Origin of the sequence: Intrasporangium chromatireducens Q5-1 (assembly GCF_000576575.1) — a bacterium.
Taxonomy (GTDB): Bacteria; Actinomycetota; Actinomycetes; order Actinomycetales; family Dermatophilaceae; genus Intrasporangium_A; species Intrasporangium_A chromatireducens.
In genome coordinates this window covers 1-14,629 of the sequence record NZ_AWQS01000098.1, presented here as the reverse complement: position 1 = coordinate 14,629, position 14,629 = coordinate 1, and the positions used below count along the sequence as shown (strand labels likewise).

General features: G+C 72.1%; 13 protein-coding genes. 6 read left to right on the top strand and 7 right to left on the bottom strand.

Annotation, left to right across the window (positions count from 1 at the left end):
* Nucleotides 1-151 precede the first annotated feature (151 nt).
* Nucleotides 152-934 (top strand): DUF1206 domain-containing protein, encoded by a 783-nt coding sequence (locus N864_RS12385; RefSeq protein WP_034717126.1) that lies wholly within the window; start codon nt 152-154, stop codon nt 932-934.
* Between the two features lie 23 nt (nt 935-957).
* Here the strand turns inward: N864_RS12385 and N864_RS12380 are convergent, their stop codons facing one another.
* From N864_RS12380 to N864_RS12370, 3 genes are read right to left on the bottom strand one after another with little or no spacing between them, the layout of a single operon-like run.
* Nucleotides 958-1,656 carry a phosphatase PAP2 family protein gene (locus N864_RS12380; RefSeq protein WP_034717124.1) on the bottom strand — a complete coding sequence of 233 codons (699 nt, stop codon included), beginning with the start codon at nt 1,654-1,656 and terminating at the stop codon, nt 958-960.
* Nucleotides 1,653-2,474: a phosphatase PAP2 family protein gene (locus N864_RS12375; protein WP_240474306.1), complete on the bottom strand. Its 822-nt coding sequence runs from the start codon at nt 2,472-2,474 to the stop codon at nt 1,653-1,655. Before N864_RS12375 ends, N864_RS12380 begins: the two co-directional genes overlap by 4 nt.
* 1 nt (nt 2,475) lies before the next feature.
* Nucleotides 2,476-3,402, bottom strand: a complete 927-nt coding sequence (locus N864_RS12370; protein WP_034717122.1) for a diacylglycerol/lipid kinase family protein — start codon at nt 3,400-3,402, stop codon at nt 2,476-2,478.
* Nucleotides 3,403-3,437: 35 nt separating this feature from the next.
* Between N864_RS12370 and N864_RS12365 the strand changes: the two genes are divergently transcribed.
* Complete coding sequence (locus N864_RS12365) at nt 3,438-4,085, top strand: DUF1345 domain-containing protein (RefSeq protein ID WP_034717120.1); 648 nt, start codon at nt 3,438-3,440, stop codon at nt 4,083-4,085.
* 23 nt (nt 4,086-4,108) lie between these two features.
* On the opposite strand, the gene N864_RS12360 is transcribed toward N864_RS12365, so the two are convergent.
* Entirely contained in the window at nt 4,109-4,678 is a 570-nt protein-coding gene (locus N864_RS12360) for a type 1 glutamine amidotransferase domain-containing protein (RefSeq protein WP_034717118.1), read from the bottom strand.
* A gap of 117 nt (nt 4,679-4,795) precedes the next feature.
* A complete protein-coding gene (locus tag N864_RS12355; RefSeq protein WP_081793772.1) occupies nt 4,796-6,103 on the bottom strand; it encodes an ATP-grasp domain-containing protein in 1,308 nt (435 codons plus the stop codon).
* 102 nt (nt 6,104-6,205) lie between these two features.
* Between N864_RS12355 and N864_RS12350 the strand changes: the two genes are divergently transcribed.
* Nucleotides 6,206-7,834, top strand: coding sequence for an LLM class flavin-dependent oxidoreductase (locus N864_RS12350; protein WP_034717116.1), 1,629 nt, complete (start codon nt 6,206-6,208; stop codon nt 7,832-7,834).
* A gap of 30 nt (nt 7,835-7,864) precedes the next feature.
* Here N864_RS12350 and N864_RS12345 read toward each other — a convergent pair whose 3' ends face one another.
* Nucleotides 7,865-9,253 (bottom strand): wax ester/triacylglycerol synthase family O-acyltransferase, encoded by a 1,389-nt coding sequence (locus N864_RS12345; RefSeq protein ID WP_162164526.1) that lies wholly within the window; start codon nt 9,251-9,253, stop codon nt 7,865-7,867.
* A 291-nt stretch (nt 9,254-9,544) separates the two neighbouring features.
* On the opposite strand from N864_RS12345, the gene N864_RS12340 reads away from it, so the two are divergent.
* Together N864_RS12340 and N864_RS12335 are read left to right on the top strand one after the other, a co-directional pair.
* Complete coding sequence (locus tag N864_RS12340; protein ID WP_034717112.1) at nt 9,545-10,333, top strand: ABC transporter ATP-binding protein; 789 nt, start codon at nt 9,545-9,547, stop codon at nt 10,331-10,333.
* A 3-nt stretch (nt 10,334-10,336) separates the two neighbouring features.
* Entirely contained in the window at nt 10,337-12,880 is a 2,544-nt protein-coding gene (locus N864_RS12335; RefSeq protein ID WP_034717110.1) for an ABC transporter permease, read from the top strand.
* 216 nt (nt 12,881-13,096) lie between these two features.
* Here N864_RS12335 and N864_RS12330 read toward each other — a convergent pair whose 3' ends face one another.
* Nucleotides 13,097-13,618, bottom strand: coding sequence for a DUF4395 domain-containing protein (locus N864_RS12330; protein ID WP_034717107.1), 522 nt, complete (start codon nt 13,616-13,618; stop codon nt 13,097-13,099).
* Between the two features lie 116 nt (nt 13,619-13,734).
* Between N864_RS12330 and N864_RS12325 the strand changes: the two genes are divergently transcribed.
* Nucleotides 13,735-14,532, top strand: coding sequence for a deoxyribonuclease IV (locus tag N864_RS12325; RefSeq protein ID WP_034717105.1), 798 nt, complete (start codon nt 13,735-13,737; stop codon nt 14,530-14,532).
* The last annotated feature ends 97 nt before the right edge of the window (nt 14,533-14,629 follow it).

Genomic DNA, 14,629 nt, shown 5'->3' with positions numbered 1-14,629 from the left:
CCCGCATGGCCCGCGGTGGCAGCGCGCAGGCCGACCGGGAGCTCGGCGAGCGCGTCTGGCCGCACCTGCTCCGGCTGCTCGACGCCGGCTGACCGGCCGCCCGGGCGGAAGTGGCCCCCACTCGCCCGCCATCAGTGCGAGGATGCGCGACATGAACTCCGGTGAGGTCAAGCAGACCGTCCGCCAGGCGGGCAACAGCGACGCACTCGGCTGGGCCGCCCGCACCGGCTTTGCGGTCGTCGGGCTGATGCACCTGCTCATCGCATGGATCGCCCTCCAGCTCGCCTTCGGGGTGAGCGGCAAGCAGGCCGACCAGTCGGGCGCGCTGCAGACGCTCTCGTCCAATGCGCTCGGCACGGTGCTGCTCTGGGTGGCGGTCGTCGGCTTCGCCGGGCTCGGGATCTGGCAGCTGACCCAGGTTTTCGCCAGCCACGACGCCGGTGACCGGGTCAAGGCCGTCGCCAAGGGGGTCGTCTACCTCGTCCTCGCGTGGACCGCGCTCAAGTTCGCGACCGGGTCCGGCTCGTCGAGCCAGAAGCAGACGAGCGACGTCACGGCCAGCCTCATGTCCAAACCGGCCGGCGGCATGCTCGTCATCGCCGTCGGGCTCGTGATCCTCGGTGTCGGGATCTACCACGTCTACAAGGGCTGGTCACGCAAGTTCCTCCAGGACCTTCGCTCGCACCCGGGCCGCGCGGTCGTCGTGCTGGCGCGGTTCGGCTACATCGCCAAGGGCGTCGCCCTCGGCGTCGTCGGCGTCCTCTTCGTCCTCGCCGGAGTCCACAACAACCCCAAGGAGGCCGGCGGCCTCGACCGGGCGCTGCGCTCGTTGCTCGACGTGCCCTTCGGCCAGGTGCTGCTCACGGTCGTGGCGCTGGGCCTCGCCGCCTACGGCGTCTACTCGTTCGCGCGCGCCCGGTACGGCCGGGTCTGACGCCGGCTCACTCACCCTGCGGGTCACTCCCCCTTGGGGTCCCGCCGGCGCAGCCAGTGCCAGGCGAGGAAGGCGCAGACCAGCCCGTTGAGCAGGCCGACGATGATGTCGCTCAGGTGGTGCATCCCGCGGTAGAGCCGGCCGTAGCCGACGAGCACCGGCACGATGAGGAACACGACGGTGAGCAGTCGGCGCAGCCAGGCCTGCTCGATGCGCTGGGCCATCAGGGCGAAGGTGACGTAGAGCGCCGTCGAGGCGCCCATGTGCCCACTCGGGTAGCTCGAGGTCGGCGGGGCCGGGTCGAGGTGCTTCACCTCGGGCCGCGGCCGACCGACGATCGCGGTCGCGATGACGAAGACGGTCGCCTGCACGGAGATCGCGATGGCGGGGACGATGGCAAACCACCACTGCTTGGTCCGCCACCAGACGATGGCGACCGCGACGACGCACACGGCGATGACGATCTCGGTGTTGCCGATGTGCGACCAGACGGCGGTGACGGCGTCCCAGGTGGCGGTCCGGCCGCGCTGGACGGAGCGGCTCAGGCTGTTCTCGGCCGGGATGCCGCCGAGCGGCCCCATGATGAGCAGGCCGATGCCGACGATCGCGGCGAACAGGACGACCGCGGGGGCGATGACGCGCAGGGCGGCGTCGCGTAGCGCCTTGCGGGCCTTGGGACGGGAGGGGTCGACGTCGTAGCGCTGCAGGGAGAGCTCGGTCACGGGTGGCCTTTCGGGGTCTCTGGCCCGGTCCTGCCCTCGGGCGGGGGTGGGCCGTCGGCTTGGCGTGGGTTCCACCCGAGATAGCCGGCGTAGGAGGCGGCGGCGAGCCCCACGCCGAAGATGATGCCGCCAACGACGTCCGAGGGGAAGTGGACGCCCAGGAAGACGCGGTCGAGCCCCGTCACGACGACGTAGAGCGTCGCCACCGTGACGGCGACGCGGCGGCCGACGGGGCCGAGCAGCGGCCAGAGGAGCAGCACGAGCGTGGTGGCGACGGCCGCGCCGGTCGCGACGTGGCCGGACGGGAAGCTGTAGCCCGGGGCGTGGGAGACGGGGTCGCTGACGATCGGCCGGGCCCGCTGGACGATGAGCTTGATGTCGAGCTGGAGGTTCCACGCGACGAGCATCGTGACGAAGGCCCACAGCGACCGGGTCTTGAGGTCGTGCCGCCGCCAGACGACGAGGCACACGACCGTCGCGACGATCACGATCCACTTCGGCTGCGTCGCCTCCTGCCAGCCGAACCAGAAGGCACGCAGCCCGTCGTTCGCCCGGGAGATGTCGGTCGCCGCCCGCACGGCCGCGTCGTCGAGCTCGATGACGGGCAGGAACTTCTCGCGCACGAGGAAGGCGAGCCCGGTGAGGGGCACGGCGAAGCCGAGGCCGTAGCCGACGGCACGGAGCAGCCGCCGCAGGCGCCGCGGGTGCTGCAGACGACCACCCTTCTGCCCGTATGCCGCTCGACCCGTCCCCGGTGCGGCCGCGGTCCGCGCGTGGTCGGCGGCTGCGGTCGGCGGCTCGCCGGAGCGTCGTCCCACGTCAGGCCCCCCGGACCACGAGGGACGCGGGGTCGACCCGCAGCACCATCCGGGTGCGCGGGCCGATCGGGTCGCCGTCGATCTCGGCCTCCACCGGGTGGTCCGCCTCGATCGTGATCGTCTCGCCGGTGAGCCGCTCGAGGCGGCCCTGGCCGGCCCGGTGCCGGCTCACGAGGTCGGCGGCGACGGAGGCCCAGCCGGTCACGCCGGTGGGAGCGGCGACGACGGCGTCCAGGATGCCGTCGTCGAGCCGGGCGTCCGGGAGCAGCTCGATGCCGCCCTGCAGGGTGCCGCAGTTGCCGACGACGACCATGCGGGCCTGCCGGCGCCGCACGGGTGCCTCGGGCTCGCCCGCGGCGTCGACCCGCACGCCGAACCCGCGCTCGGCCAAGCCTTCTGCGGCGGACAGGAGGTAGGCGGGCCACCCGATGGCGCCCTTGATCGACTCGTTCGCGCCGGCCATGATCGCGCCGTCGAGCCCGAGTCCCGCCATGACGACGAAGACCTCCTCGGGGGCGTCGTCGGCGGCGACGAAGCCGACGTCGATGCGCCGGGGCGTCCCGGTGACGAGGACCCGCATGGCGTCCTCGAGCGAGTCGATCGGCAGGCCGAGGTTGCGAGCGAGCAGGTTGCCGGTGCCGGCCGGCAGCAGCCCGAGAGCGACCTCGCTGCCGGCCAGGCCGGCCGCGACAGCGCGCACCGTGCCGTCCCCGCCGAGCGAGGCGACGACCTCGGCACCCGAGGCGGCCGCCTCGCGGGCCTGCTTCTCGCCCGTCTCGGTCTCGGTCGTCTCGACCCACGTCGGGTCGGGCCAGCCGTGGTCGGCGCAGACCGCCCCGACGACGCGCTTGGCCCCGTCGAGGTCGGCGACCTTGATCGGGTTGACGACGACGGTGAGCCTGCGCGGCTCCGGCTGTGGTGGTGTCACTCCCTGATCCTAGGGTCCGCCGGTAGCCTGCGGGCGTGGGCAGGATCCGGGTGCGGCTCAGCGTCGCCCTCATCATCGGCGTCGTGGTCGGCGTGCTGGGCGGCCTGGTCCACGTCGGGCCGCCGCGCACCGTGGTCGCGAACATCCTGATCGGCTTCGTCGCGGCCGGGCTCGCCTTCTCGCTGCCCCTGCTCACCTCGCTCATGCGGATGGACCCGGCGGCGACGCGCGACCACGTCGAGGGCGAGGACCCGGGCGCCGCACTGACCGACATCATCGTGATCACCGTCGGGCTGCTCGGGCTCTGCGGGGTCGGCGTCCTGCTCGTCGGCAGCTCGAGCCACGGCGCGGAGCAGGTCATCGATGCCTTGATCGGGGTGGCGGCGATCGCGGTCGGCTGGCTGCTCGTCCACAGCGTCTACCTGCTGCGCTACGCCCGGATCTACTACTCCAGCCCGAGCCCGCCGATCGACTTCAAGCAGGTCGCCGACCCGCAGTTCTCCGACTTCGCCTACTTCTCGTTCAACAACGGGATGGCCTACCAGGTGTCCGACGCCGACCTGAAGAACTCGTCGATCCGACGTGTCGTGCTCGGCCAGTGCCTGCTCGGCTACGTCTACGGCACCGTCATCATCGCGGCGACGATCAACCTCATCGCCGGACTGGCCGGCAAGACCGGCTGACACCTGGCTCACTGGCGGCGCGGTCAGCCGGCCGAGCCCGTGACCGCGGTCGGCGCCGAGGCCGAGCCGTGCTCGATCGACTCGAGCAGCGCGGAGCAGAACTTCGGCAGGTCGTCCGGCTTGCGGCTCGTCGTGATGTTGCCGTCCTGGACGAGAGCCTCGTCGACCCAGTCGCCGCCGGCGTTGCGGATGTCGGTCTGCAGGCTGGGCCACGACGTGAGCCGGCGGCCCGAGACCACATCGGCCTCGACGAGCGTCCACGGCGCGTGGCAGATCGCGGCGACCGGCTTGCCGGACGCGACGAACTCCTTGATGAACCGGACCGCCTGCTGGTCCTGGCGCAGGGCATCGGGGTTGGCGACGCCGCCGGGCAGCACGAGGGCGTCGTAGTCGTCCACGCTGGCCCCGCCGACCGTCTGGTCGACCTGCTGGGTGTCCGCCTTGTCGAGGTGGTTGAACATCTGCACGGTGCCACTGTCGGGCGCGAGCATGACGGCCTCGTGGCCCGCGTCGGTCACGGCCTTCCACGGCTCCGTGAGCTCGACCTGCTCGACACCTTCGTTGGCGGTGAGGAAGGCAATCTTCTTGGGCATACTCAGCTCCTTCTCGCTGGGGTGGGACCCCACGTCACTACCCAGCGGCGCGGGGGCGTGCACCTTCCAGCGGGAGCGGGCTGGGCGGCATACCCCGTCGTTCGTATGCCGCTGTGCTCAGCGCGCGCCCAGGCGCGCCTTCTCGTCGCCGACCCACAGCGAGACGAGTCCGCCGAAGTGCGCCATGAACTGGTCCTGCTCGTGCGCGGGGTAGGTCGCCTGGACGGTGTCGCGCAGGAGCTTGTCGAACGCGTCGGACTGCACCCACTCGAGCACGGCCTCGTCGAGGTGGCCGAGGTGGCGCGCGCACCAGGCGAAGTAGGCGTCCCGGTCGAGGTAGGCGTCGGCGAGCGCGAGGTAGGCGTCGAGCTTCTCGTCGTCGGTGAGGTCGGCGCGGTCGGCGACCTCGAAGTAGCGGTGCGTCTCGAGGTCCACCCGCGGGCGCCGGCCGGTGACGATGCAGTAGACCGACCAGCGCACGAGCGCCTTGATGGCCCAGGGGAAGTAGTAGTGCAGCGAGGTGACCGCGACGTCGGGGCACGCGTTGGCGTAGTCGATCGGATAGACGTCGTCGCCGGTGACGAGCATCTCCGCGGAGTTGAACTCCCAGCCGAAGAAGGCGTTGACGATGCGGCTGATCGCGGCGGCCTGCTTGCCCGCCTTGGGGGTGAGGAAGTCGTAGGAGACGGCGTAGCGCTGGTGCATCGGCTGGTCGGGCCGGAAGTCCATGACCATCGTCTCCGGCCCGATCGACAGGGCCCGGGCGAAGTGCTCGTAGTCGACCGTGGCCTGCAGGTGCATGAGCATCTCGCCGGACTGGTCGTAGGCCCGCTCGAGGTCCTGCTCGTCGTTGATCCGGGAGACGCCGCGCCAGCCGCCGCCGTCGAACGGCTTCATGTAGAGCGGGTAGCCGAGCTCGTTCGCGATCGCCTTGAGGTCGAAGGGGCGGTTGTAGCGGGCGCTCGTGTAGGCCCAGCGGACGTTGTCGACCGGGTTCTTGTAGGGCACGAGGATCGTCGTGGGCACCTTGAGCCCGAGCCGGATCATCGCGCAGTAGGCGCTGTGCTTCTCCATCGACTGGAACGTGAACGGGCTGTTGAGCAGGTAGGTGCCGTTGACGAGCGCGGCCTTCTTGAGCCACTCCCGCGGGTGGTAGTACCAGTAGGCGAGCCGGTCGATGACCAGACCGGTCCGGACCGGCTGGCGCAGGTCGAACGGCTCGATGGTGAGCCGCTCGCTCGTCACCTCGTGGGTCAGCCCGTCGTCGGTGCGGATCGGTCCCACGAGGCCGAGGACCTGCTCGAAGGCGGTCGGCCAGTCCTCCTCCGCCCCGAGGAGCAGCCCGATGAGGTGGCGCGTCGGCGGGGCTTCGGGGGCCTGCGCTGCCGGGGCCGCCTGCTCGCCGGGGATCACCGTCTCGGTCATCTGCCTCACCTCGTCGTCGATGGAGGGTGGTGGGCCGATCCTCGCAGCCGTGTCAAGGCTCGCTCGTGGTGAGATGGGGCCCGAGGTCGAAGGAGGCGCGGCATGGACTACGGGCAAGACCTGCTCTTCGGGGTGTTCGCGAGCCCGGAGGCGGCGCGGGTCGCCGACACCCTCGAGCTCGCGCAGGTGGCCGACGTCGCCGGGCTCGACCTGTTCACGGTGCAGGACCACCCCTACAACGCGACCCACGCGGACACTTCGACGCTGCTGACCGCCGTGGCGGCCCGCACCAGCTCGATCAGGGTCGCCGCCAACGTCGCGAACCTGCCGCTGCGACCGCCCGTCGTGCTCGCCAAGCAGGTCGCGACCCTCGACCTGCTCAGCAACGGCCGGGCCGAGCTGGGCCTCGGCACGGGTGCCTTCTGGGACGCCATCGAAGCGGCCGGAGGACAGCGTCGCACCCCGGGTGAGGCGGTCGACGCCCTCGTCGAGGCGATCCGCGTCATCCGCGGCGTGTGGGGCCAGGACCCGCAGCGGCCCGGGGCCCGGTCGGTCACCGTCGAGGGCGAGCACTACAGCGTGCGTGGGCTGAGAGCCGGCCCGGCGCCGGCGCATGACGTCGAGATCTGGCTCGGCGCCTACAAGCCGCGGATGCTGAGGGTCACCGCGCGGTACGCCGATGGGTGGCTGCCGAGCCAGGGCTACGCCGACCCGGCGGCCCTGCCGGAGCTGAGCGCCCGGCTCGACGAGGCGGCCCTGAAGGCCGGTCGCGGGCCCGAGCTGATCCGCCGGCTGTACAACGTCTTCGGCCGGTTCGGCACGGGTGCCGGCTTCCTCCAGGGGACGCCACGCGACTGGGCCGAGCAGCTGGCCGAGCTCACCCTCGAGACCGGGACGAGCGCCTTCATCCTCGGCACCGACTCGCCCGACGACGTGCGCCGCTTCGCGGAGGAGGTCGCGCCCGCGGCTCGGGAGCTCGTCGGGGTCGAACGGGCCCGGCGCGCGGCCACGACCGGGAGCGGCGGCGTGTCAGGCGGTGACGCGGGCGTGTCAGGTGGTGACGCGAGCGTGTCAGGCGATGACGCCGGCGTGCCGACCCGCCCGGGCGGCGCGTTCCCGCTGGCGGTCCGGCCGACGCCCGACGACGGCACCCGGCTCTCGGCGTCGCTGCCGTGGCGCGAGGACGATCGCCCGTCCCTGCCCACGCCAGCCGAGGCGACCTACACCGCGCCGCAGCAGGCCCATCCGCAGCACCTGCTCGAGATCCACGACGCCCTGCGGTCCGAGCTGGGCCGGGTGCGCGACGTCGTCGACCAGGTCCGCGACGGGTTGATGTCCGTGGGCCGCGCCCGGTCCGTCATCAACACCATGGCCATGCGCCAGAACAACTGGACCCTCGGCGCGTTCTGCCAGTCCTACTGCCGGATCGTCACCGGGCACCACACCCTCGAGGACCGCAGCGTCTTCACCCACCTGCGCCACGCCGACCCCGCGCTCGGGCCGGTCCTCGACCGGCTCGAGGACGAGCACCACGTCATCGCCGACGTCCTCGACCAGGTCGACGAGGCCCTCGTCGCCCTCGCCGGCGAGGAGGGCTATGGCGCCGCCGGTCTCGCCGCCCTCGACGAGCTGCAGCGGACCATCGACCTGCTCACCGACACGCTCCTGTCCCACCTCGCCTACGAGGAGCGCGAGCTCTTCCACCCGCTGGCCCAGCACGGCCTGAACTGACGACCGGCTCGCCGCAGCCGGCGGGGGCGGTCAGTGGAGCGCGCTCAGGAGCCGGTCGAGCTCGACCCGCATCCCGTCCACCAGTGCGTCGGGGTCGGGGCACAGCTCGCGCACCGTGGTGACGGTGACATGAACGTCCTGGTCGTACGTGATGGCGGCGAAGAAGAGGTGGATCGGCGGGCAGACGACGCCCCGGAGGAAGACGTTCGTGATCCGGCGCGTGGTCAGATAGAGCGGCTCGCGCGGTCCGGCGAGCGTGGAGACGGTGAGGTTCTGGGTCGGCGGGAAGAGCCCGAACGCCCTGGTGCCGGCGAAGGCCATCGCGGCGCTGACGACCCCGGGCAGGAGCAGGTCACCGACGTCGGCGAGGGAGTCCCAGTCGGCGCGGGACCGGGGCAGAGCCTTCTTGGCCGCGGCGGAGCTGGCGTGCACGGCGGCCAGGCGTTCCACGGGCTCGTCGAGGTGCACCGGCAGGTCAACCCACATCGTCGTGAGGTGGTTGCCATAGCTGCCGTCGTTGCCCGGGGCCCGGATGTTGACGGGGCAGGTCGTGCGGATCGGCTTGTCGGGCAGGTCGTCGCGAGCGGACAGGTAGGCGCGCATCGCACCGGTCACGAGGCTGAGCAGGACGTCGTTGATCGTCGTGCCGGGGAGCACCTTCCGCGCCGCCTGCACGTGGTCGAAGGGCAGGCTGAGCGCCGCCATCGACTTGCGCGGGTCGCGCACATGGCGGTTGAACAGCGTCACCGGCGGAGGTGCGGTCAGTGAGGGCAGGTAGCCAGGGAGGCTGGGCGGCTGATCGGATGCGGGATGGGCGAGCCGGTCCACAAGGCGGATTGCAGCGAGGGTGGTCCCGACCAGCCGGCTCGGCACCTCGACGAGGGCGCGACGCAGCAGGGACGGATGTGGACGCCCGACGAGTGCCGCCTGCTCGTGGTCGGGGGACACGGGAGTCGGTGCCCGGTCGAAGAGGAGCTGTTGCAGGGCGAGCAGGCCCATGCCGTCGGTCACCGCATGATGCAGCCGCAGCACGAGGGCCGCGCGCCCGTCGGCCAGTCCCGTGAGGTACCACGCCTCCCAGAGCGGCCTGCCGCGGTCCAGCGGCTCACCAGTGACCTCCAGGACGGCTTCCCACAGGGCCGACAGGTCGCCAGGCTCCGGAACCGCCCGGTGGTGCATGTGCGCGTCCAGGTCGATCGAGTCGGCCTGGGTCCAACGGTCCTCGCCGATGTGCAGCGGGGCCCGGGCCACGACGCGGTTGGCGACCGGCGAGGCGGCCAGGCGTTGAGCGAAGACGGTCCGCACGTCGTCGAAGTCCAGCGGACCCTCCGGCGCCGAGTCCAGGACGTAGATGCCGGCGACGTCCATCGGCCAGCCGCGGCGCTCGAGGCGCAGGAAGATGCTCTCCGTGCTGCGCATCGACGGCATCCGCGTCCTCCCGGTCCGGCAGCCTAGTCGGCCAGCCCATTATGCCGGTCGGACCGGTCGGCCCCGTCGGCCCGGTCGGCCCGCTGTGCCCGGTCGGCCCGGTCGCGCCCGCGCCAAACGGCGGCAAACAGCACGACCGGGGCACGGTGGCCACACCCCGTCAGGGTGCTCTCAGGGTCGGATCAGGGGCGAACCTGAGAGCGGGCTGAGGACGCGAAACCCTAGCGTTCGGAGTGCAATCGCGAGATCCATTCCACTCACTCCACACGGGAGCACTCACACATGTCCAGCTCTGCCTCGCTCGCCGCGCCGACCCAGCGGTCCGAGCAGCGCCAGGCCGCCGCGCGCGTCGTCGGCCTCACCAAGGTCTACGGCTGCGGCGACACCGAGGTCGTGGCCCTCGACCACGTCGACCTCGACCTCGCCGCCGGCGAGTTCACCGCCATCATGGGCCCGTCCGGGTCCGGCAAGTCCACTCTGATGCACTGCGCCGCCGGACTCGACTCCGCGAGCGCCGGCGAGGTCCACATCGGTGACGTCGACATCACCCGGCTCAAGGACAAGGCGCTGACCGCCCTGCGGCGCGACCGGGTCGGCTTCATCTTCCAGGCGTTCAACCTCATCCCGACGCTCACGGCCGAGGAGAACATCCTGCTGCCGCTGTCCATCGCCGGCCGCAAGCCGGACCAGGCGTGGTTCGATCTCGTCGTCGAGACGGTCGGGCTGCGCGATCGCCTCGGCCACCGCCCCAGCGAGCTCTCCGGCGGACAGCAGCAGCGCGTCGCCTGCGCCCGCGCCCTCGTCAGCCGGCCGGAGATCATCTTCGCCGACGAGCCGACCGGCAACCTCGACTCCGCCTCGGGCACCGAGGTGCTCGCGTTCCTGCGGCGCAGCGTCGACGAGTTCGGCCAGACGATCGTCATGGTCACGCACGACCCCGTCGCGGCGAGCCACACGGACCGTGTCGTCTTCCTCGCCGACGGCCGGGTCGTCGACGAGATGCGCGCGCCCACCGCCGAGCGCGTCCTCGAGGCGATGCTCGGCTTCGAGCGCCGGACGGCGGGTGCCTGACCGATGCTCCAGGCCAGTTGGAAGAGCCTCCTGGGCCGCAAGCTGCGGCTGCTGATGAGCGCCTTCGCGATCATCCTCGGCGTCTCGTTCGTCGCCGGGTCCCTCATCTTCACCGACACCATCGGCAAGGCCTTCGACGGGATCACCGACACCGTCGGTGACGTCGTCGTCCGTCCCGCCACGACGAGCGGCATGTTCGACGGCACCGGCTCGTCCCGCACCGTGCCCGGCGACCTCGTCGAGCGGCTCGCCGGCACGACCGGCGCCGCCCGCGCCGACGGCAACGTCAGCGACGAGACGACGTTCGTCGTGTCCAAGGCCGGCAAGCTCGTCGGCGGCCAGGGCGCACCCGGCCTCGGCCTGAACCACAACGAGGCACCGACGTCGTCCGGTGCCCAGCCGCTCACCCTGACCGCCGGCCACTGGCCGGAGCGCAGCGGCGAGGTCGTCCTCGACGTCGCCACCGCCGAGCGCGCCGGCTACCGGGTCGGCGACACCGTCGCCCTCGTCACGAGCGGCGCGCAGCCCAAGGTCAGCGCGACCCTCGTCGGCACCGCGGAGTTCGCCTCCGGCGGCCTCGTCGGCGCCAGCATCACCGTCTTCGACACGAAGACGGCGCAGGCCCTCTACTTCGGCGGCAAGGACGAGTACACCACCGTCACCGTCACCGCGAAGGACGGCGTCAGTGCCGACGAGCTCGCATCGGCGGTGCAGCAGGCGCTGCCGGCCGGCTTCGAGTCGATCACCGGCGCGAAGCTGGCCGAGGAGCAGAAGACGAGCATCAACGAGGCGCTGTCGTTCATCAGCACCTTCCTGCTCATCTTCGCCGGGATCGCCCTGTTCGTCGGGTCGTTCCTGATCATCAACACCTTCTCGATCCTCGTCGCCCAGCGCAGCCGGGAGCTCGCGATGCTCCGGGCGCTCGGTGCCGGCCGGGGCCAGGTGACGCGCTCGGTCCTGTTCGAGGCGTTCGTCGTCGGTCTCGTCGGCTCGACCCTGGGCCTCGCGCTCGGGTTCGGCCTCGCGGTCGGCATCCGTGCGCTCTTCGCGACGCTCGGGCTCGACCTGTCCGAGTCGGCCCTCGTCTTCCAGCCCTCGACCGCCATCGCCGCGTATGCCGTCGGGATGGCCGTCACGATGGTCGCCGCCTACCTGCCCGCGCGCCGGGCCGGCAAGATGCCGCCGGTCGCCGCGATGCGTGACGACGTCGCCATGCCCGAGGGCACCATGCGTTGGCGGGTCGCGATGGGAGCGGTGCTCGTGGCTGCCGGGATCACCGGCGTCGCCGTCGGCGGGTTCGCCGGCGTCGACAACGCCGCCTGGTTCGTCGGGCTCGGCGTCTTCGCCCTCGTCCTCGGCGTCGCGATGACGAGCCCCGTGGCCGGACGACCCGTCATCGCCGCCACCGGCGTGGTCTACCGGCGGCTGTTCGGCACGGTCGGGCACATGGCCGAGCAGAACGCCGTGCGCAACCCGCGCCGCACCGCGGCGACCGCGTCGGCCCTCATGATCGGGCTCACCCTTGTGTCGATGATGTCCGTCTTCGGCGCCTCGGCGAAGGCGAGCATCGACAAGGCGATCGACGCCAGCTTCGCGGCCGACTTCGTCGTCTCGAACGCCATCGGCCAGCCGTTCTCGGCGGCCGTCACCGACGAGGTGGCGCAGGTGCCGGGCGTCGAGGCGGTCAGCCCGCTGCGGATCGTCGACATGCAGTTCAACGGGGGCCGCACGGGCGGCGCCGCCGTCGACCCGCAGTCCTTCCAGCGGGTCGTGCCGATCGACCTCATGGACGGTTCGCTCGCCGGCCTCTCCGGCCGCGCGATCGCGGTCGACGAGAAGTTCGCCGCCGAGCACGACGTCGCGGTCGGCTCGAAGGTCGAGCTGACCGTCGCGGGCCAGGAGGGCAGCTACACCGTGGCGGCGGTCTACCACGACCTCAAGGCGATCAGCCTGCCGATCCTGCTCGGGCTCGAGACAGCGAACGCGGCAGGTGTCCCCCAGCAGGACAGCATGGCCTTCGTCCTGACGGCACCCGGGTCGGACCGGGCCGCGGTCGAGGCCGGGCTCGAGACGGTCGTCGCCGACCTGCCCACCGTGACGGTCAAGGACCAAGCCGCCTTCGCCGAGGAGCAGCGCGGCCCGATCGACCAGATGCTCGCCCTGATCTACGCCCTCCTCGGGCTCGCGGTCGTCATCGCGGTGCTGGGCATCGTCAACACCTTGGCGCTGTCGGTCATCGAGCGGACGCGGGAGATCGGTCTGCTCCGGGCGGTCGGCCTCAGCCGCCGCCAGCTGCGCACGATGCTGCGGCTCGAGTCGGTCGCCATCGCCCTGCTCGGCGCGGTGCTCGGCGTCGGCCTCGGCCTCGTCGGCGGGTGGGCCCTGCAGCGAGCGCTGGCCGGCGACGGCATCGACGTGCTCGCGATCCCGGCGGGGCAGCTTGCGCCGTTCGTCGCCCTGGCCGGCATCGTCGGCGTGCTCGCCGCGCTGTGGCCGGGCCGCCGCGCCGCTCGGCTCGACGTGCTGCGGGCGATCACGACGGACTGACGTTCCGAAAGAGGGAGGCCCCGACCGTGTTGGTCGGGGCCTCTCCCGTTCGGTCGGACGACCACGATCCAGTGGCACGCGCGGGGCTGAGCACGCATTGGCACGCCGCGGCCCGATCGTGGTCGTCCGGAGGAACGTCCGGTATGCCGCTCACCCCGCCCCGCGCCCGCCGCGCGGTCCCGCGGGGGCCGAGTGAGCGGCATACGGGCTCGGGCGTCAGGGGACGGGGACGACGCGTTGGCGCCGGGTGATGTCCGCGCACTCGAGGCACACGGTCTCGGGCACCAGGCCGAGCCGCATCAGGGCACCGAAGAGCTTGCACCCGACACAGAGCCCGAGGACCGCCTCGAGGGCCGGGAAGAGCACCATGACGACGCCGATCGAGACGACGGCGACGAGCAGGCCGGGCACGGCCGACCCGGTGACGACGTCGACGAGCCAGAGGAGGGTCGCGGCGCTGGTCAGGACGGCGCCGATGCCCGCCGCGAAGCGCTTGGGAGCGCCCGGCACGCGGACCGGTGCCCGCCTGACCGCCGGGCGGACCCAGCGCTGCACGAGCCGGGCGACCGGGCTCCAGCGCGGCCCGACGACCGAGCGCAGCACGAAGTCGACGGCCAGCACCGCATAGAGCCACCACTGCTGCGTGGCCAGGGCGATGACACCGATCCCGAGGACGACCGCGGCGATGAGCCGGACGGTGATCTCGTCGACGACGGAGGGGAACCTGCTCACACTCATGGGTCCGATTATGGGCGACATAACGCTTCCTTATCGCACTGGTCCACGATCCGGAAGAGGTGGGCGCTCGGGATGGAGCGGTCGGCGGTGTCGGAGACGGACCCTAGGCTGTCGGCATGGCCCTGCGCATCGGAGCACACGTCGACCAGGAGGACCCCATCGCCGAGGCGAGGGCACGCGGGGCGACGCTCTCGCAGTTCTTCCTCGGCGACCCACAGAGCTACAAGGGCCCGGTCATCCGCTACGCCGGCGGAGCCGAGGCGCTCCGAGCCGACGCGGCGGCCGCCGGGGTCGACCTCTACGTCCACGCGCCCTACCCGATCAACGTTGCGAGCCTCAACAACCGGATCCGCATCCCCGGGCGCAAGCTGCTCCAGCAGCACCTGCTCGCCGCGGCGGAGATCGGCGCCAAGGGGGTCGTCGTGCACGGCGGCCACCTCGGCAAGGACGAGGACGCGGCCAAGGGGTTCGACAACTGGCGCAAGTGCGTCGACGGGCTCGACATGCCCGTGCCGCTCCTCATCGAGAACACCGCCGGCGGCGACAACGCCATGGCGCGCCGGCTCGAGGCGATCGCGCGGCTCTGGGACGCGATCGGGGAGGCCGAGGGCGGCGACACCGTCGGCTTCTGCCTCGACACGTGCCACGCCTTCGCGGGCGGCAACGACCTCACGACGGTCGTCGACAGGGTCCGGGCCATCACGGGCCGGGTCGACCTCATCCACGCCAACGACTCACGCGACGCGTTCGACTCCGGGGCCGACCGGCACACGAACTTCGGCCACGGCACCCTCGACGGCGACGAGGTGGTGGCGCTCGTGCGGGCCGCCGACGCGCCGGTCGTCTGCGAGACGCCGGGCGGCGTCGACGGGCAGAAGGCCGACATCGACTGGCTCCGCTCCCAGCTCGGCTGACACCTCTCCCCCGGCCGCGGCGGCTCAGAGGGTGGGGGGCCCCGGGACCTCACTGGTCTGGGGCAGCCGGGGCCTCACTGGTCCGGGACGGCCGGGG